The 19621-nt window shown below is 39.2% G+C and carries 21 protein-coding genes and 1 tRNA gene; 5 read left to right on the plus strand and 17 right to left on the minus strand.

The window, feature by feature from the left end:
- Positions 1–39: 39 nt before the first annotated feature.
- From dndE to dndC, 6 genes are all read right to left on the minus strand, one after another.
- Complete coding sequence (dndE, locus tag V7L01_RS32395) at positions 40–426, minus strand: DNA sulfur modification protein DndE (protein ID WP_094345020.1); 387 nt, start codon at positions 424–426, stop codon at positions 40–42.
- Between the two features lie 30 nt (positions 427–456).
- Positions 457–804, minus strand: coding sequence for a type II toxin-antitoxin system PemK/MazF family toxin (locus V7L01_RS32400; RefSeq protein WP_335042320.1), 348 nt, complete (start codon positions 802–804; stop codon positions 457–459).
- Positions 801–1052: a hypothetical protein gene (locus tag V7L01_RS32405; RefSeq protein ID WP_094353031.1), complete on the minus strand. Its 252-nt coding sequence runs from the start codon at positions 1050–1052 to the stop codon at positions 801–803. Before V7L01_RS32405 ends, V7L01_RS32400 begins: the two co-directional genes overlap by 4 nt.
- 65 nt (positions 1053–1117) lie before the next feature.
- Entirely contained in the window at positions 1118–3106 is a 1989-nt protein-coding gene (dndD, locus tag V7L01_RS32410) for a DNA sulfur modification protein DndD (RefSeq protein ID WP_335042325.1), read from the minus strand.
- 240 nt (positions 3107–3346) lie between these two features.
- Positions 3347–3979 (minus strand): Uma2 family endonuclease, encoded by a 633-nt coding sequence (locus V7L01_RS32415; protein ID WP_335042327.1) that lies wholly within the window; start codon positions 3977–3979, stop codon positions 3347–3349.
- Positions 3980–4053: 74 nt separating this feature from the next.
- The gene (gene dndC / locus V7L01_RS32420; RefSeq protein ID WP_335042329.1) at positions 4054–5676 is read right to left on the minus strand and encodes a DNA phosphorothioation system sulfurtransferase DndC; all 1623 of its coding nucleotides are present in this window, start codon (positions 5674–5676) and stop codon (positions 4054–4056) included.
- A 172-nt stretch (positions 5677–5848) separates the two neighbouring features.
- Between dndC and V7L01_RS32425 the strand changes: the two genes are divergently transcribed.
- Entirely contained in the window at positions 5849–7447 is a 1599-nt protein-coding gene (locus V7L01_RS32425; protein WP_335042331.1) for a DGQHR domain-containing protein, read from the plus strand.
- 123 nt (positions 7448–7570) lie between these two features.
- The gene (locus V7L01_RS32430) at positions 7571–8776 is read left to right on the plus strand and encodes an AIPR family protein (protein ID WP_334926214.1); all 1206 of its coding nucleotides are present in this window, start codon (positions 7571–7573) and stop codon (positions 8774–8776) included.
- A 77-nt stretch (positions 8777–8853) separates the two neighbouring features.
- On the opposite strand, the gene V7L01_RS32435 is transcribed toward V7L01_RS32430, so the two are convergent.
- From V7L01_RS32435 to argF, 10 genes are all read right to left on the minus strand, one after another.
- Positions 8854–9834, minus strand: a complete 981-nt coding sequence (locus tag V7L01_RS32435) for an HNH endonuclease (RefSeq protein ID WP_335042333.1) — start codon at positions 9832–9834, stop codon at positions 8854–8856.
- A 71-nt stretch (positions 9835–9905) separates the two neighbouring features.
- The gene (locus tag V7L01_RS32440) at positions 9906–10379 is read right to left on the minus strand and encodes a DNA phosphorothioation-associated protein 4 (protein ID WP_335042335.1); all 474 of its coding nucleotides are present in this window, start codon (positions 10377–10379) and stop codon (positions 9906–9908) included.
- Positions 10380–10662: 283 nt separating this feature from the next.
- Complete coding sequence (locus V7L01_RS32445; protein WP_335042337.1) at positions 10663–10929, minus strand: type II toxin-antitoxin system RelE family toxin; 267 nt, start codon at positions 10927–10929, stop codon at positions 10663–10665.
- Complete coding sequence (locus V7L01_RS32450; protein ID WP_334953327.1) at positions 10926–11162, minus strand: hypothetical protein; 237 nt, start codon at positions 11160–11162, stop codon at positions 10926–10928. Before V7L01_RS32450 ends, V7L01_RS32445 begins: the two co-directional genes overlap by 4 nt.
- A 59-nt stretch (positions 11163–11221) precedes the next feature.
- Positions 11222–11791 (minus strand): Uma2 family endonuclease, encoded by a 570-nt coding sequence (locus V7L01_RS32455; RefSeq protein ID WP_335042340.1) that lies wholly within the window; start codon positions 11789–11791, stop codon positions 11222–11224.
- Positions 11792–11802: 11 nt separating this feature from the next.
- Positions 11803–13875: an AAA family ATPase gene (locus V7L01_RS32460; RefSeq protein WP_335042342.1), complete on the minus strand. Its 2073-nt coding sequence runs from the start codon at positions 13873–13875 to the stop codon at positions 11803–11805.
- Positions 13872–14045 carry a hypothetical protein gene (locus tag V7L01_RS32465; protein WP_167306198.1) on the minus strand — a complete coding sequence of 58 codons (174 nt, stop codon included), beginning with the start codon at positions 14043–14045 and terminating at the stop codon, positions 13872–13874. The genes V7L01_RS32460 and V7L01_RS32465 overlap by 4 nt, the downstream gene beginning before the upstream one ends.
- A gap of 327 nt (positions 14046–14372) precedes the next feature.
- A complete protein-coding gene (locus V7L01_RS32470) occupies positions 14373–15854 on the minus strand; it encodes a DNA phosphorothioation system restriction enzyme (RefSeq protein ID WP_335042472.1) in 1482 nt (493 codons plus the stop codon).
- 84 nt (positions 15855–15938) lie between these two features.
- Positions 15939–16544 carry a transcriptional repressor LexA gene (lexA, locus tag V7L01_RS32475; protein WP_251958571.1) on the minus strand — a complete coding sequence of 202 codons (606 nt, stop codon included), beginning with the start codon at positions 16542–16544 and terminating at the stop codon, positions 15939–15941.
- A gap of 209 nt (positions 16545–16753) precedes the next feature.
- A complete protein-coding gene (gene argF, locus V7L01_RS32480) occupies positions 16754–17674 on the minus strand; it encodes an ornithine carbamoyltransferase (protein WP_335042345.1) in 921 nt (306 codons plus the stop codon).
- A gap of 7 nt (positions 17675–17681) precedes the next feature.
- Here argF and V7L01_RS32485 point away from each other — a divergent pair, with 7 nt between their 5' ends.
- Positions 17682–17846 carry a hypothetical protein gene (locus V7L01_RS32485; protein ID WP_335042347.1) on the plus strand — a complete coding sequence of 55 codons (165 nt, stop codon included), beginning with the start codon at positions 17682–17684 and terminating at the stop codon, positions 17844–17846.
- Between the two features lie 218 nt (positions 17847–18064).
- Positions 18065–18136 (plus strand) — tRNA-Thr (locus tag V7L01_RS32490).
- Between the two features lie 231 nt (positions 18137–18367).
- Here the strand turns inward: V7L01_RS32490 and pyrE are convergent.
- Positions 18368–18991, minus strand: coding sequence for an orotate phosphoribosyltransferase (pyrE, locus tag V7L01_RS32495; RefSeq protein WP_335042349.1), 624 nt, complete (start codon positions 18989–18991; stop codon positions 18368–18370).
- A 100-nt stretch (positions 18992–19091) separates the two neighbouring features.
- Between pyrE and V7L01_RS32500 the strand changes: the two genes are divergently transcribed.
- On the plus strand, positions 19092–19529 hold the full coding sequence (locus tag V7L01_RS32500; RefSeq protein ID WP_335042351.1) for a hypothetical protein: 438 nt from the start codon (positions 19092–19094) through the stop codon (positions 19527–19529).
- Positions 19530–19621: the final 92 nt, after the last annotated feature.

The following is a 19621-nucleotide window of genomic DNA, read 5'->3' on the forward strand; positions in this document are numbered from 1 at the left end:
CAGTTAACAGTCAACAGTTAACAATCAACTAATATCCTTTCAATTTTTAACCGCTAGTTCAATTAAATCTTCAATTTTCTTGATATTTGGATCGCCTGCTAAGTAGCCAATTCCACGATGCAAATGTAAGCGGAATTGAGTAGCGAGGGTTTCTTTGTCGGTGGGATAACCGTCATTGTGACAGCGTTGCTTGAGGGCGAGGAGGAGTATATCGGACATTTCGCCGCCAAAGACGCGCCAACTCATTTCGACGTTGCTATCTTGGGGGATTGGGACGGGGGAGGGTGTGGTTGATTCTGCGAGGGAACGACAAAACGCCCAACGGCATAGGATATTCCATTGGTCGATTTTGGTGCTGCGCTTAAGTTTGGTAAGTTGGTCTTTAGCTGTTTGGGAGAGTTTTATTCTTTCGATTGGTGATTCCATAATCTTCCTAAAAATTAAAGTAGTTTTCGGTCATAAACCCAAACAGTAGCGAACCGCAGTTTCAACTTCAAGCATCTTGGAGTCAGAAAGTTTGCCAGATGGATCAGCAGGAAAGCGATTTGGATCTAAAGAACGAATTTGAAAACATAAGAACATTGTTTCTATAAGCAATCCACTGTCGCCTAGCGAGACTCGGATATTAGTTGGATAATCACGCTTAATATTTGTTCCTTTCGTACCTACAATTACAATCACAACCAAAGGTAATTGATTGATAGCGTCTATAGATAAAACTAAAATTGGTCTTGTTCCTGCCTGTTCTCGACCCAGCACTGGATTAAGATTGACAAAATAAATTTGTCCTCTCTCAATGCTCACAGCTTTTCTAAACCATCCATTTCTGTAATACTAAATTCATTATTAATAGTGGTAATTTCTGTTTGTATATCTAAATCACTAGCCATTGCAACTAGTTGTTCATTCATATATTTAACATCAGTGAATTTATTTACTATTTGCTTTCTTTCTTGCACTTGTTTTGCGATCCGTTCTAATAACCATTCTAATTCTTCTAATGACAGAACACGTAGGTCATTCTCTATTTTTAATACGTGGGGCGAGTTCATAATTGCTTATCTACTTTCCAAAGCTCGTGATATATATTGTAAATATCTTTTTTAGACGATATTTACTACCAAAAATATTGATTTTCTACTACTGTTGTTTGGCGGGTGGAGGAGTCGTATTTGAGCAGGTATTCGCGGGCGATCGCTTCGTTTTCTCGCAGTGTTTCAACTTCTTTCTTTCCAATCTCAGTATCCGTAGATAACAAAATCACTTGATGGCTGGCGGATGGAAAGTAACGTTCAACTAAGTTACTGCGGTGAGAGGAGTCTAGTCTCCCTAGTGGCGTATCGATTGCAACTGGTAGGCGGTGTCCAGAGACTTTTGCTAGACCCCAGAGGAATGCGATCGCAAGTAGTTGTTTTTCGCCTGCCGATAAACGATGTTTAGGAACAGGTTTACCATTTAAATCATAAAGCAAAAGGCTGAAAGTCTTGGTATCAATGGTGATGCGATGCACTAAGTCTGATTTGTGGAGAAGATAAAGGAAGCAATTTTTAACTTCCTCCTCTAATTTATTGAGTTTCCGCAGAGTTAATTTTTCACGAAAAATCTTGAGTGTGTTTTGAACTTTAGCCGCAGAGGTAATAATATGTTCGCTATTTTTATGCTTAATATTTTCTAGTGTATAATCACTTAATTCTCTCTTTGACTTGGCAATAATAGTTTCTAATTCAGCTAAACGGCGCCGAATTGTTTCGTAATTTGCTTTAGCTTCAACAACTTGATTTTGTGCCGCTTCTAATGCCTGACGCAGCTTTGTATAATCTTCTGGTGCTGCTGCCGTTTGCACTTGCCTTTCTAGAGTATTAATTTCTTCTTCTTTATTTTTGAGAATAGCTAATTTTTCTTTTGCAGAAAGTTTAGAATTTTGTAAGTGATATATAAGATTATCTAGCTGACTTAAAGTTTCATCATCAGCTAATAGCCAAGGTGCTTCTGTCTGGAGAGTCTTTGCATATAAACTATCTACATCTTGGATTAAAAATGATTGGATTTCTTCAACTTGTATCGGAGAAATTTCTACTTGATTTAGCCAAGCGAGTAAACGCTGATCTCGCTCAATTAACAAATCTTTAGAAATTTGTACCTGTTGATGGCGAAATTCTTTTTCGCCCTGTGTCTGCGCCTGAGTAAGCAAATTGGGAATTAATGCTAGAGGTAAAACATCAGCTGCTAATTCACACATTGACTGACGTACTTGTTCAATTTCCGCAATTTTTGTATCCTTTTGTAATTCTAGTTGAGTGCGTTCGGCTGCAATCTTTCCACCTTCAGAAATGAATTTATCAAAGGCTTCTTGCTGCTTTTGTTCTAACTCTTCTACCTGATTTTTGAGAATTTCTACTTTCTCTTCTGTGGTTTGATAATCTTCTTGTTGTTGGGTTAACCTAGTTTCAATTTCCTCTAAGTTTGCTAAATCCTTACTATTACCAACTTCTTTAAGTTTACGATTAACTAAGATATCTAAATCGACTGCTAAACGATCTGCTAACTCTAGCCCTAAAAGTCCACGAATTGCATCTACTACAACTGGTGGTGGTGTTTCCTGTTCTGCAAGTTCTTTAACTTGTTCACCATCAAAGAGAAATAAGTTAGAAATACCTAATGGCAGGAGATTTTCAATATACTCATCCCAAATATTAACTAAAGCATCAGGCCATGTATCACTGTCACCTAAAATACCTAGTGTATCTTTACCATCTTTAGGATTTTTTGTCCAGCTACGGACAACCCGGTATTTTATTGGTTTATCGTTTTCAATATGTTCAAAAAGCAACTCAATCCGCGTGTCTGCAACTGGATCAATTTTATTGTTAACGCATTGATTGAGAAAATCACTATAACTTAAATTACCACGGGTAGAACATTGGGCACGAGCGCCATAAAGAGCGAGACGAATGGCATCCATAAGGGTGGTTTTTCCACCGCCATTCATCCCACCTAATAGGATAATTGGACGCGAGTTTTCCTCATCATTTTTTGGGTTAAGATTGATTACCTGTTTCCCACTGTAGGGGCCAAAGTTTTGTAGAACGAGTTCAAGAAATATCATTGATTTTTAAGATTAACATGAATTCGACAGCGATCGCAGAAGCAGAAAGTTTGTGATGAAAGGAATCAGATAAAATTAATTAGATGGTTTTGTCTGACGCATTGAGAAAAAATATTGTCTATGAAATATAGATATAGCGGTTCTCGCCTGGGTGCAGTACAGTTTTGACCTCTCTCCAAACCTCTCTCCTAAAAGGAGAGAGGCTTTGAATTGTTCCCCCTTCCCGCTTCGGGAAGGGGGTTAGGGGGTTAGGTCTATTTGCACACCTCCAGCTTGAAAAATCTGTTCTGCGGTTAAATTCAATTCTGGGAAAGTAGGCGAGACAATATGGGTATCGCCTTTAAATTGAGTAACTTGGTACTCACCATCAATTAATTGATAAATGGATATAGTAGGCAGCTTAGGATTACCAATAAACTTCCTAGCACCTATAGCCGCATAATCTATAATCCAATATTCGGGAATACCTATAGCTTCATAATCAGCTAACTTTTTGTAGTAATCATCTCGCCAATTAGTACTAACAACTTCAATAACTAAGGGAATAGATGTAGCTTGAGATACAGTTGATTCTTTTTTCCATAAAGGCTCATTCACTAAATTTGGTCGATTGATTATTAAGATGTCTGGTGAATAAGCTGATTCACCTTCAAATGGCTTGACTAATACAGTTTTTGGAATGAAGTAAGGAAGTTTTTTTCGTCCAATTTCGATAGATATATTTAGCGCCAAAAAACCAACAACATCCTCATGATCTCCGACTGGTTGTGCCATTTCAACAATCACGCCATCATGTAATTCGTATCTCCCACCCTCCGGTCGCCAAGCTGCAAAATCTTCAAAAGTTACTAATTTGTGTATGGCTTGAATCATAGAACCTCGCTTGTTTTAAGATAACCCAACTTTGTCAAGCGTTCTTTAAGTAGTTTCGTTGACTCCCGTCTTCATTATTCTGAGTCTTCCTTTTTAAATTTCATACTTGCCCAAGTTACCTCTTCATCACTTTCAGTTTTACCTTCATCTATTTCATTGATTGCTGCAACATCGCCCAAAGTCATCTGTTTAACTTTTGCAACATCACCTTGACTAACGGCTTCGCTTAATTCGCGTTTCAAACGAGCATTTTTAATAGCATCTTCTGGAGAACGGGAACTCGTATTAAAACATTTTTCTAGAGTTTCGTATATTCCTACGCGACGAGTTTTTTTGCGATACTGGCGTTCTGTGTCTAACAATTTCGCCATGAGTTCCAAGTGCATCGCGTCACCTTCACAGATTTCTTCTAATACTATCCATTCATCACGACCTAGTAGACTATAGTCAGCACCAGGACGGGGGTCTTGAAATTCTTCGCCAGTCACTTCTTGATAAATCCGGGGTAAGCTATCATCAAATTCGTGTTTTTCTTCTAGCCAAATGCGGCGAATTTCGCTCATTTCTTCTAGAGTAATGAGGGTGATATCGCGCATATTTTCTGGCGCTGTCCGACGGGTTTTTGTTTGCGCTTCTAATAGTCGTCTAAGCCAATGTTCCCGCCAATATTTCGTATAGGGACCAGGAATTGGTACAACAGTTGTTTCCCCATCTTTATTGCGCTCAAATAGTTGGACATCTCCCCAAATTCTTCTAAAATCTCTCTTGTCCCAGTCATCTTTAATATCTAGTTCGTTACGGATATCCAATAGAGGCTGCATCCATTCTTTCTCTTCATCATTTTGGATCATTGCCTCCATTGATTTATCCTTACTAACTATTGTGCAAACCCAGCAGCCAAATCGTGAATCACCACAGCTAGGAGTAGAAGTATCAACAACTAGTGGACATTCATTATCGGCTGTTGCACCTCGATACATAATGAATAAGTCTTTGTTGCTATATCCCCAAGAATTTTGCCACTGATTTAAGTAAATCCAAACTTCATCAGTACGCCAATCTTCAATAGGAAGATAAATCAATGAGTTAGGTCGATTGGGATTAGTATTTATGTGATCACGTACCCGCGATTCTCTATGTTTAGCCATCGTAGCAGCACGTTTCGTACTTTCAGCCTTGCGTGTACCTAAGACAAGAATTACTTCACCATTAGACCTAATAACTGCACGGATAAAGCTGTCAGATGGTTGAATTTTAAGGCGTTCAGTACACCATCTAAATCTGTTTCGTGGCGCTGGGTAGCCTTTCCCAATTAAGTTTACCCAAAAGGTATCCTTAATTGCAGGATAAAGCAAATGGGGTTCAATTGGCATTTCTTGCTCTTTAGCAGCAACTTTCATCTGTTCTAAAGAGTTACGTACCCAAACAGAGACCACAGGATTTTCTACCAGGGTATCAGTTGTAATAACATGAATAGTCTTTTTTCGCTTTTCAACTGGTAGTGCCGCGATCGCATTCCAGATAAGCTGTAAGGTAGCAGTACTGTCTTTTCCACCCGAATAGCCCACCACCCAAGGTATCTCATCTAAACAATACAATTCTTGAATTTCAGTGGTGAGAGCTTGGATATAGTCCACTAACTCTGCTACAGTACGTGTTTGCTGGTTTTTATTTTCTGCTTGTTGTGCTGTAGTCATTTCTCCTTCTCTCTGGAAACACTGGTGTAATATCCCGGCGAATAGAATTCGCGGCTATACAGACAAAACCCAGCGACCTGGGTTGAAGAAAAGTTTTTAAAAACTTTACTACTAATATCCAAATTTTTGGATAATTAAACGACATAATCCTATTCTGTTTTTAAAATTTAACATGAAAGATAGTGCATCTGACCCCACTGCTGACATCGCTAGAGAATACCTGGAACGGGAAAACAAGGAAAAACAGGTACTAGCTTTACTCCTAGAGAAGTTTTTAGGGAGAAAAGATCAGATTCTCGTTCAAAAAACCGAGATGGGTGGTACTGAGGCTTATGTTAGCTCTGTTACACTGGAATGGTTTGCAGGTCGGGTTCACTTCGCCTCTGGCTTACCTCTGTTTCAAAAAAAGTATAATCCTGAAACTGATAATGTCGAGATTGACGCGGATAGTATTGATGAAATTCAGCAGCGTCCCCTTGATTGGTCACGTCAAGCGCCACTAGTGCAGTATTTGGCGGCTAGACACAACCATAAGTTTCCGCCAGTGTTGGTAGTAATTAATCAACCGTGGGTGGATAATCCTAAAGCTGCTGAGTGGGATAGTGAAGGACGCGCCACAAAGTCTACTACTGATTTCATCCCCCTAGATAAAGACGCTAAAGTAGGTCTGCTAAATATTTCTGAGGATGATGTAACTATTTATGCACTAGATGGTCAACACCGATTAATGGGTGTACAGGGATTGATGGAGTTAATTAAAACTCGCAAACTCCAGCGCTATAAAAAAGATAAAGGTGCTGATGACAGTTTTATTACAGTCAATGATTTGATAGAAAAATACCAAGTAGACCTTGCTTACTTGCAAAATTTACCCAAGGAAAAAATTGGTATTGAGTTCATCTGTGCGGTAGCGGCTGGGGAAACTCGCACCCAGGCGAGGCGGAGGGTGAGATCGATTTTTGTTCATGTTAATCTGATGGCTGCACCCTTGACTAAAGGTCAGCTAACACAGTTGAATGAAGATGATGGTTTTGCGATCGTTGCTAGAAAAATTGCAGTTACACATCCACTATTAGAACAAAAACAAGAGCGCAATCCCCGTGTTAATTGGAATAGTGCAACAGTGGCTTCCAATTCTACAGTTTTGACGACTTTGCAAGCTCTACAAGATATGTCTGAGCGATATTTGGCTCAAAAGTTCCCTCACTGGAAACCCTTAGAGAAAGGTCTAATTCCCATGCGTCCAGAGGATGAAGAAATTGAGCAGGGAATTGAGGAATTTAAAAAGCTATTTGATTCTTTAGCTAGTCTTTCTAGTTATAAAATTTTAGAACACGAGGATACACCAGCTTTACGGCGCTTCAGCTTTGAGAAGGATGGAGGTGAAGGAAATATGCTTTTCCGTCCAGTTGCTCAAGTTGCATTAGCGCAAGCTTTGGGAATTTTGGTTTTTAAAAAAGGTTTTTCCCTGGCAGATATTTTTAAGAAACTGCGGAAGTTTGACCAGCAAGGTGGTTTTAGTGGTATGGAATATCCCCAATCTCTTTGGTATGGGGTTTTGTATGACCCAAATAAAAAGCGAGTGCAGGTTGCTGGACGAGATTTAGCCGCGAAGTTATTGGTTTACATTCTGGGTGGAATTCAGGAACAGATGGAACGTGCTGAACTTCGTAAGGCTTTGGCTGATGCTAGAACTTTGGAAGATAAAACTATAGGTTTTGATGGCAAGTTTGTTGAACCCAAGCAAGTGGGACTTCCACCTGTCCTGTAAGGATTGTATATAAAATGACGTTTATGTAGTTGCATTTAGGCAAAGTACGAGTGTATAATTTTGTGAGTGTCCAGTTGGGCATAAAACATAAGCAAGGCGTTCCGTAGAGCGCAGGAAAAATAAATGGCTACAAAAATAACAGCTCCTTTCTTTGCTACTGCTGCTTGTAAAGCATACAAAGAGGATAAAGAGTCCAGTCGGGTAATTTGGAATCTGACAGTTCCTCTATGCGAAGTCCCTCAAGGTTTGCCTTTAGATCCCAATGCGAGACTAGCTAACGAGAATCGGCGGACTGTAAAGAGTATGTTGACTACTCTGGCACAAAAGCCAGAAGAGTTTATTTTCTACAACAATGGAATTTTAATTGTTGCAGACTCAATACAGGTTAAAGGTCATGGTGCCGGTGGAGGGTTTGACGTTGAGCTTTTACTTGTCAGTCCTGAGGAGGGACAGGAAGACAATTTCATAGGTAATGGTATTGTAAATGGTGGGCACACTTACACTGCTATCACAAAAGCCCGCAGTCATTACGATAAATTAAAATCAAAAGGATCTAAACCAAAACTTAACCCACAAACTGGTAAGGCTGACTACTCAGAGTTAGAAAATGCTAGTGTGCAAATTTTTGTGCTGGTCAACATCAGCCAAGAAGAAATATCGAATATCAGCAGGTATCGTAATACTAGTGAGAGTGTTGAGGAGTTTAGTCTTAAAAACCTAGCTGGAGATTGGGACATCATCGAAGAATACCTTCCTCCTGGATGTAAACCTTATGTTGCCTTCAGAGAAGGTGAAAATAAGCAATTCGATGTGACTGATTTGGTTCGTCGCCTTGCTTGCATTAATAATAAGTTGTACCCCTGGCGAGGTTCTGACGGTTCACCTAAAAATCCTAGCGCAACTTGCTCTGCATACGGAACTCTCATTAAGAATTGGAAAAAGGAAGACTTTAGTGAGATTGTACCTTTACTTAAAGATGTCCTCTATATTGAGGAGTGCCTTCGTGATGAATATGATCGGCAAAAAGGGCTGAGTAAGTTAAACGGCGTTGAAAAAAAGACTTATCAGTTCATCACAGGTAAGCAATTTAATCACACCCTTCCCATTACTTTCGTATTTCCCATTCTTGCAGCCTTCCGTGTATTTATCAAAGATGGAAAGTGGGAGCGTCCTGTAGAAAAGTTATGGGATGAGATGGGAAATACCCTCCTGAATAACTTGCTAACTGCCTACAGAAATGAGGGGAGGGGAAATCCAGCCGCCTTTGGACGTTCTGCTTCAACATGGTCTAACCTTCTTTTAGTTCCCATGTTGAAGTTAACTGAATAGTTAAACTTGCCTGAGCGTTAATAACTATACCCATATTGGCAGTTAAACTCTTGTATGGGTGTAGTTTGATATTTATTTCATCTTGATTGAAATATGTTTTGGCGATGCCATTGCAGCGCTTCCAGTTCTGGAAAGTGTTGCTCTGTATTTGGTAGAAGTATTGTTTCACCTTCAAAATCTTTCATAGGTTTAGCATGAGGAGATGCTTCTTCCAAATCATTGCTAACTATAATTTTGTATTGCTCATCTACAGCAAACCAACCCCTATCAAATGCCCAATGATGATTTTTACACAGTGCTATTCCATTATGAATTCTACTGTCATAGAATTGCGAGAATGGCTTTATATGTGCGCCATCAACAATGTTTTGAGTTACAGATTTAGTTACTTTCAGCCCACAAAAAGCGCATTTATAATCATAAATGTTTACAATTGCTTTCCTGAAAAAAGCATTTCTAATTATTGCTTTTCTTAATCTCCATCTAGGATTAGGATCTAAATTACTAGACTCAACAGTTTTGTCTATTTGTAAGGGTGCATCTTCAAAATTTTGGTTAATGTTTAAAAAACTTTCTATCGTATTACCTTCAGATGGCAGCCAAGCTGAAACAAGTGCATCAATTAATATTTGCCTAGAAATTTCATCTTGAATAAAATTAAATAGTTCATCATCCAAATGTGCATAGTCAACATCTTCTTTGAGTTTGGGAATTGTTTGCGGACGACCACCATCATATTCAGAACTATACTGAAGATGCCAAAATTTCCCCTGATCATTTTTTAGATGAAAAAAAGGAAGGGCAAAATCACTTCCCTTAAAAGCACTGGAAGCGAGTACTTCCCAATACTTCTTGAAGGTATCAATCAATTCATCTGATATGGTGATACGATTATCTGTGATTAAATCTTGTGTAATTAGGTCAATTATAGATAAAAGTAATATGGGTTTATTAAGGGCATCACCCTTTTTCTGAGTTTTATATACTTTAATTTTAGAAAAACATTCACAGTAATAAACTAAACTTCGCTGATGTGCTGCCTGTTGTGCTTTACTCATTCTTTTATCGTTATATAAGTAATAAGTTTTTTTAATTTGTTAGTAATTATTAACCTTAAATTGATAGTGTTTTATGAAAGAAATTTGCTTAAATCAAAATCCTCTTCTTGAGAGTTATCTTTAAACCTTTCATGACTGAGAATCAATAAAATTCTTTCATAATAATCTACTGCACCCCGGATTTCTGATTGTAATATTTCAAGTCCACCATTGGCATATTCTTCAAAAACATAATTACGTTTTTCGTTATTGTTTCCTTCTTCGAGAGATAAAACTTTAATATCTTGAGTTTCAGTAATTGCTATTAAATTTATTACCGTATTATATCCCCTAACTATAAACTGTTCTTGGGGTATTGGCGACGGTTCCCTTTTAGAAATCTCTCCCAAAGGTACACGTTTTTTATGTTTTGCACCCAAAGCTGCTGCAAACACAATCACATCAGCAAAGGTTTGAAAAGGGCCTGTTCCACCATCTGAAGATGTTAAATCCTTTACCAACTCAGCCTTATCTTTAGCAACCCTGATTCTGCCAGTTTCCGCCATTGTTTTAATATTTACATTGTTGCTATTTTAACCGAAAGTCAAAAGCTATGCCTACGGCTGGCTACGCCTACGCACATCTTTTCGCATTATTTTATACTAGTATGTGGGAGATCGCTTAAACAAACAAATTATCCACTAACATAGTCCATCGTGGCACTGCGGGTTCAGCCTGCACCACTCACCACGGCGATAAACGGTTCTTCAGGATTACTAGCACGATCTAATCGTACCAAAATTAGCGTAGCTTGCCGCCGTAGGCATCGCACCGATATTCCACACTCCGCTAACTTTCATCTTTATAAATCTCGCTACGATGTCCTATTTTAATTACAGTCACTATCAAAACATCATCATCTATTTCATAAACAACTCGATAATCTCCTACTCGAATACGATATGAATTATCATCAGCTTGTAATTTTTTTACCCCGTTTGGACGCGGTTCTATTGCCAACTCATTGATTTTAGTTTGTATGCGTTGTTGTACGTCTATAGCTAGTTTCCTAAACTGCTTTTTCGCACCCCTTGAAAATTTAACTTCGTAACTCACGCAACATCCTTGTTTATTTCGTTTCTTATTTCGTTTTGAATTTCATCCCAAGACACAGTGCCATTAATGCGTATATCTTCCCTAGCTTCTTTAATGGCTTTTAAGTCTTCTTCATCGTCTACATCATCGATTCTTTTTAAGAGTGCATAAATTTCATCTAAAGTACTGTCATAAGCTTGATGTAGCAGTACGTTGATATCTTTAATTAACTGTTCTCTTTCGTGTGCTGTCATTTTTTATCATCCGAATGTAATTTTACTTTTTCTGCCACCATCTGTAGTTTCCCCTAAACTCAAGTTGGAAACTGAACATCCTCATAAACCAAAGAAATAGGAAAGTGAAAATCAACGCTAGGTAAATTAACTTCATCCCCCTCTTCATAAGGATGTAACTCCCAAATCCCTTTGTTATTTATACAAAAGCAATCTAAACTGATTTTTTCAGCATCAATGAGGACATATTCTTGTAAAGTCTGAATACGCCGATACTGCATAAATTTTTTGCCTCTGTCGTAAGCTTCTGTACTAGGGGAGAGAACTTCGACAATTAGACAAGGATACTGAATAAATTTAATAGCTTGTCTATCTCTTTCATCACAACTCACCACAACATCCGGGTAGTGAAATGGCCCGTTCTCAGTTACTCCTACTTTTGCATCTGCCATAAAAGCACGACAGGAACTTCCTCGGAGGTGACTTTTTAATGCCGAAGCTAAGTTTAAGGCAATACTAGTATGAGGAATTGTACCCCCAGTTATGGCAAAGACTTCACCATTGATATATTCGTATTTAATCTCTTGGTGTTCTTCCCATTTTAAGTATTCCTGGGGAGTCAAATACTTTCCGTCTGGATTCGCAACCATAACTTTATCCTTTAAAAATTACGTTCAACCGCAATAATTTCCGTATATTCAAACTCATTCGGACTTTGTTTTACCAAAGGATATCTTTCTTCACCCAACTCAATATAATCTTGTTCGCAATCTGGCTTAGATGAATAATACGTAAGCACATATTCTCTACCAATTCTCTGTGTCATTTCTGCTTCAACTTCACCCCGCCACTGAGTCTTAGTAACTAAAACTATCAACTGATTCGCTAGTTGGGGAATTGTCTTCGCAATGTGTCGCCGCGAATTCTCATCCAAACTACCGAAGGGTGAATCCATCACAATTGGGAAAGTACTACTATCGGGAATCATCATCATTTTTCGTTTCTCACTCCATTCCCTTACTTTGTCAATGATGCTGGCAATAAAGGATAAACTGAGAATTTGATTTTCGCCCGTGGATGCTGCAACTGGTGCTTCTATGCCTGTAGTATTTTCTACTAATGTCAGTTCATATTTATCGCTAATTTTAGGAATGTATGGAGTCACAGAAATCTCCATAAATATTTCTTGTACTCGCTTTTCTAGTTGCAGGCGAAATTGTTGTTCTTGACGATTTCTAACTTCCGTTAACCGTTCGATTGCGTCTTGAGCGGCGTTAATTCGTCGCTGTGCTAAAGTTTGTTTATCTTCATTCAGCTTTTGCTTGGCAATTTGTTTGTTTAAACCTTCAATCTCAGTTGTGAGTTGAGCAATTTGCTGCTGATTTGCACCCTGTTCTCGATTCAATTCATCAATTTTACTTTCAATTTCATCTAAGCGTTTTTGTAAACTGCTAATTTCTTCATTAGCATCTTTTCGCAACCGTTCTTGAATATTGTCTAAATCGCCTTCAATTTGAGATATACTTTGCCTTAACTGATTAATTCTACTTTGTTCTCTATCAACTTCTTCCCAAAATCCTATGGCTTGCTTATCAATTTCATCTACTTGAGCTATCATCCGAATTGCAGTTTCTTCTACCGCCGAGGAACCGGCTTTATTTAGCCAGTTACTCACATGAGTATGAGAATGATTACCCTCGTGTAATTCTGCGCCACAAATACAGCGCTGAGAATTGAGTAAATCATTCACAAATTCCCGCGAAATTCCTGATGTTAACTCGCCGCGCTGCTTCAAATCATTGATAATTCCTCGAAACTGGGATGTAGTTTCTGAGAGTAAAACGGTATAACCCCGCGCAGAGATAACTTTTTTCAGCGCTTCCTTTGTTTTTTTATATTCTTCTTGATTCGCCGTCTTCTGCGATTCTAAATCTTGCCATCTTTCTTGCAATTCTTTAGCTGCACTAAGTTCTCGTAAACGGTTACTTGTCTCTTTTTTAAAAGTTTGTTGATATTCTAACTCTTCTTTAATTTCCGTTTGCCGTTTGATAATGCGTTCGCGTTCGCGTTCTATCTTTTCTTGCTGTCGTAATAGTTGTTTTGTTTCAGAATCACCAATCGCTTTTAATTCATTTTCTAGAGCTTTTTTAGCATCTCCTAAATGTCTGATGGAACGGTTGATTACTTCTACACCCAAGAAAATTTTTGTAGCTTCGGCAATTTCAGCTTTTTTATCAGAACGGACTATTTCTTCAATTCGTTCGCCGTCAAAGAAAAAATATTGATGTAAAGTAGCGGGTAAAATTTGATTAATTATATCGTCTGGTTGCTGAGTTGGTATATTCCATTTGCCATCATCCGCACCAACCCACATGGTTAATTGAGTTTTGCCAGCGTCAAAATCACCTTCGTTTTTGTAACCCCGACAGGCGCGTTTAACTCGATAGCGTTTACCTTCATGTTCCCAGCCAATCTCTACCCAACATTCTACAGCTTGACCTTTTTGAGCTTCTGCGATCGCACGCTTATTAACTAACTGTTCTATTGATGCAAACGCCGCACTAAACTTATCATACAATACCCACGTAAAGGCATTCAATAAACTGGTTTTACCAGAACCATTATTGCCATGAATAATCGTAGTATTCTGAACATCTCCACCAGCTAGGAGCATCTCTGGTGTCGTACCATAAAAGGAGCGAAAGTTGCATAGCTTGATTGAAGTCAGCTTCATCGCACCTCTTCCTTAATAATGTCCAAAATATTATCATTTATATGGCTGTTAATCTTCTTATCTAACCTGCCTTTTTCCAGCTTCCATACCCGCTCAATAATTCGCCGTACCTCCGGCGGAGCGCTGTTTATTGGCTCCTGCACATCATCGATATTCGCATCTTGTGACATCTTCGGTTTGGAAATATAGATTTTCCATATTTTAACTTTGTCTAGTGCTGTATTTACCTCCGTAAAGCCACTGTTAGCGTTATCTTTAATTTTGTAAAAACTATTTTTTTAAATTTATACTTTTCTTTGAAAAAAGACTTTATTATTGAATTCTCTTCTGTTATTATTAATATTAACAATCTAGATGATAATGGGATGCAAGTGAAATTTTTAAAGACGCTTACATCCCATTATTATCTAATTCATAATTTTATTATTCCATACTTAATGCTTGTTTTTTCAAAACTTGAAAATTTTTACAAAAAAATACAACTATATAGTTCATTATCAAATATCTAATAAACCATAGCGCTTTTGTAAATCAAGTAACTTCATTCTTGCTTCCCCTGCATTATCAGCCAAATCAGCAAACTCCACAAAGCGCCGTAATTCCTTTTTTAACAGATTGCGCTCAACTTCTATAGTTTCTCTATCTAAATCTGGTGGCAAAACAATCATGTCAAATATAGTGGCGCGTTCTTTACCAGGATGAGGACGTAAAACTCGGCCCCGTCGCTGAATAAACTGGCGAGGATTACCAGAACTCGATAAAATCACCGCAGTTTGAATTGCTGGAATATCGACACCTTCATCTAAACAACGAATTGCTACTAAACCCTGCAATTCCCCACTTTCAAATTGATGACGTAATATTTCCCTTTCTTGTAAAGTTGTTTGGGCTGTATAGGTACTTACCTTATACCCTAAATCTACTCCGAGAATTTTAGCAACAGCTTTGAGTTGGCGTAGCGATGAACGTTGTCCCGCATCTTGGGAACCATCACTACAATAAAAAAGAGTGTGACTAGTTTCGCGGCGAGTTGCCATTAAATCCCGTAAAGCATTTAATTTATTTTCCGCCGCACCAATCAATCTTGCTCTTTGCATCAATAACGGCTTTAAATCTTCATTGTCTTCAAAACTTCCTGCTTGTCCATTTTCTCTATCTCGATAAAGTAACGCTCGCCCAATTCTTTTAGTTAACTTTAAATAGGCAATACTTTCTGCTTCAGTTAACTCTACCAACACCGGATAATACAGATAATGTACCAAAGCACCTTGAGCGATCGCATCCCTCAAAGTAAATTCTGGCTGGAGAACTGGGCCAAAATAATCAAATAAAGATTGCGTACCAAAATCATCAAAATATCTTTCCGGCGTGGCAGATAAAGCCAGTCTCAACCCCACACTGCGCGGTAAACTTTCTTCTAACTTGGGTGCGCCTAAATTATGCGCCTCATCCCCAATAATTAAAGTTTTGGCGGGAAAATATTTGAGTTGAGACTGAAAACCATCACCAATTAAAGTAGAGTTCGTAGTAATCACCGTGACAAATCGTTGAGAACCAGAACGCAGATTATAAATTTGCGTAGAAAGTTGACTTTGCCAAGTGCGTAAATTCTCGAAAGCTAAAATGGGTTGCAAATTAAATTTTTCGCATTCTCGCGCCCATTGAGTAACGAGATGGCGGTAGGGACACACCACCAACAAGACTTGTAAATTAATCTGTTGGTACAATTCACAAGCGATCGCAAGTGCGCTAATAGTTTTACCACTACCAGTAGCCATTTTCAGCGTCCCTCTGCCATTGTTAGTAAACCAGCTAGCGATCGCTTGTCGCTGATATTGCCGCAATTGCAGAGACACAGGCATCCTTGGGCATCCTGGTAATGGTTGCGAAGTGTAATAACTGCCCCTACTTTCCCTTGCAATTGGTAATTTCAACCGGAAAGTGGGCAGTTGCTGCACTGAATTTTGCGTCAGGTACATATTCATTAGTCATTAGTCACTGGTCATTGGTCATTGGTACTTATCTTTCCCAATCCCCATTCCCCACTCCCCACTCTCGATTACTTAGTTGTAACCGCGCCAAACACCAATGAGAGAACCTTGCACCTGCACTTGTATAGCGCTGACTTCAATGGGATTGTACTTAGGATTTGCTGGTTTGAGGGTAACGCGATCGCCTTGGCGATAAAAACGTTTTAATGTTGTACCAAATCCATCGACTCTGGCGGCAACGATAGTACCATTTTTTAAATGATTTGGTTCTGCTACTGGACGCAGAAATACCACATCGCCATCAGTAATTAAATCTTCAATCATACTATCGCCAGCTACCCGCAAAGCGTAAGTTTGGGGAGGTAAATCGAAATTAGAAAAGTCTAAATGATCTACAGCGTCAGTAAACGGTTCTATTAAACCACCAGCAGCGATCGTGCCCAAAATTGGTACCCCTTGCTTAACAGGACGCAAAATCCGAATCGTTCGCGCTTGCCCTTCAGTCCATTCAATATATCCTTTAGTGCGTAAATGCTCTAAGCGACTTTGAATTGGTGCTGGTGACTTCAAGTTCATCGCTTGCATCATTTGCCTAATTGAAGGCGAATGCTGGTGCGATCGGATGTATTCTGCCAACCATTCGTAAAGTTCTTGTTGAGCTTCTGTTAGACGTTCCATAAATTTGCGGGAAGTAATTATAAATGTCTCTAGAACATTAGTACTACAAAAAACTCCCCATAACAAGAGAAAAGTAAAAAGATGAAAGGCAAAAGTAAAATTATTTTCTTTTCTTTTGCCTTTTGACAAATAAGAATATAACAGGCTACAGATTACAGGTTACAGGTTACAAGCAAGAAAACTATACTCTAAGCCTGTGCCCTATTCCCTTACTCTGCCCCTAAAAGACTGGCAAGCAAAGCTTTTTGGGCGTGCAAGCGATTTTCTGCCTGTTCCCAAACTCGTGATTGAGAACCTTCAATAACAGCTTCGGTAATTTCTTCACCACGATGGGCTGGTAAGCAGTGTAAAACAATTGCTTCTGGGTCAGCAAGGCTTAATAGCTGCTCTGAAATTTGATAAGGCTGGAAAATTGGCATTCGGTTGTCTGCTTCTGCTTCTTGCCCCATACTCGCCCAAACATCAGTATAAAGTACAGCAGATCCCTTAGCCGCTAATTCTGGATCGTGAGTCAGGAGGACTTCCGTCTTGTGATTAGCGATCGCTCTTGCTTGTTCTACAATCTTAGAATCTGGCTCATACCCGTTAGGAGTAGCAATTCTGACATTCATCCCCACCAAAGCACAGCCCAACATCAGAGAATTAGCCACATTATTCCCATCACCCACATAGGTTAAAGTTAAGCCAGCAAGATTGCCAAAGCTTTCTTGAATCGTTAATAAATCCGCTAATATCTGACAGGGATGTTCTGCATCAGTAAGTGCATTAATCACCGGAATCTTGGCATAGCGAGCAAAAGTTTCCAAATCCTGCTGGGCAAAAGTGCGAATTGCCAAAATATCCAAATATCGATCTAACACCCGCGCCGTATCCTGCAAAGGTTCCCCGCGGCTAACTTGAGTGACATTCGGGTTAAGATCGATTACCTGTCCCCCCAGTTGGTACATTGCCACAGTAAAACTTACCCGCGTGCGAGTTGAAGCTTTGGAGAACAACAACCCCAAAACTTTATTACACTGCAACTTCAACTGTTGTGATTTAAGCTGAGTTGCCAATTGCAGGAGTTCTTGAAGTTCCGTTGGACTGATGTCCGCCAGACTTAATAAATCTCGTCCGATCAACGCTGCCATGCTTCCGATGTGTAAAGAACAATTATATATTTCTGTTGCTTTACCAGCCGGATCGAGAAAATACAGTTTTAGAACTGTACCAGATATTTTTGCGTCCAGCCCAGGATTTGAGTTAGCTTTTGCTATGAATATTAATTTATCAGCTTTATCAGCGATCGCTCAAAATCACTGATTTTTTCTGTTTCATCACAATTGCTACGCACCTTAAACCATTTAGGTGGAAAAAAGCAGTGATATCGCTCAAATATCTGGTCTTTTAGCCTAATTTAGGAAAAGGGAGATATTTTTTAGCATTTACAGGTAGACAAATAAATTGATTATGGTACAATCATAAATCGTGGTTGCTATTTAAGGGCAATACCCAAAGTGGGCTACGCCTACGCCAAATCCGCCAGCATAGCACAGTGGTAGTGCATCCGACTTGTAATCGGAAGGTCGCAGGTTCAAATCCAGCTGCTGGCCTTAAATCAAAACCCCCAAATTTGGGGGTTTTGTTATTTCTACAGCAAATTTGTTTGACCGCGATTTACCAGATTAATAATAAATATCCCAAATTACCCCAAAAGAGGGTTAATTATAGACATAAGTTAGTTCAGATAAATGGTGCGTTGCACTGCGCTCTAACGCACCCTTATATTTTAGAAGAAGTGTAATTCTTAACTACGAATTACGGATTAATAGAAGTCTTATCGTTCATGAATTCGCAAGTTGTCGGTAGCGTTCCTGAACTTCTTGAATCGAAAACAAAGTTTCAAACTTCAACCCAGCTGACTGGTACAACTCACCTCCCCCTTGTTCTCGGTCTACCAGTGAAATTATTTGATTTACGGTATAACCTGCATCTTTAAGACGCTCAACTGCTTTTAAAGCAGATTGCCCAGTTGTAACGACATCTTCCAAAACTACTACTTTTGCACCTTCAGGTAAAGTGGGGCCTTCTATATAAGCTTTCGTTCCATAACCCTTGGCTTCCTTGCGAATAATCAACGCTGGTATCGGTCGGTTTTCATAAACAGAAACTACACTCACTGCTGTCACTATTGGGTCAGCCCCCATTGTTAAACCACCTATAGCTTGTGTATCTACAGGTAACAAAGGGAACAGTAACCGTCCAACTGCCAACGCGCCTTGAGGATGGAGTGTTACCTGTGTTTTGTTCACGTAATAAGAGCTACGTAGCCCAGAAGACAGGAGAAAATCGCCTTCTTGATAAGCAAGTTGGCAAAATAAATCTAGTAGCTTCTGGCGCAAGGTGGTCAAATCAGCAGTAGTTGCCCAAATATCTGAGTGAGTAAGAGTTTCAGTAGGATACGTCATTACAAAACATTAAAAGTTGTGCTACACCAAAGGTTGAACTCATCAGAGTTCTGAAATTAAGCATAAATTAAGATTGCCCAAAAATTGAGGAGTTAGGAACGTGGGTATAAAATTAAAAGTCTTTGGTGGTTTATTGGTGATGCTTGCTGCTGGTATTGCTTTTCCTTCTGTCGCATCTGCCCAAACGCAAACCCCCAAAACTGAAACTACGAATGATACGTTTGAACGAGCTTATTTTCGTCACGATCCAAATTTCTACGAAAATAGTAGCAGCCTCAAGCGTCAGCTAGACTCATTTCTAGGATCTGGTTCCGGTTTCGGTGGTTCCTTCCCAGAAAATGAAATTGCCCGCGATGCTGAGTTGATTAACACTTTATATCGTGATGTCCTGACTCAGCAAGTTGGTAACGATCCTTATATTCGCACTCCTGATTTACCAAATCCCTATGACACATCGCTGATGATGTCTCCTCGTTTTAATAGCAACAAACTTAAAGTCGGAACTGAATTCAGGTTTGAAACTTTACCATCTCGGTAAGATTGGCGATTGGGGATTGGGGAGCAAGGGATAATAATTACTAACCAACACTTCAGCAATATTCAGTACAAGTGCCAATGCCCCATGCCTTC

Source organism: Nostoc sp. (assembly GCF_036917095.1).
In the GTDB taxonomy this organism is placed as follows: domain Bacteria; phylum Cyanobacteriota; class Cyanobacteriia; order Cyanobacteriales; family Nostocaceae; genus Nostoc.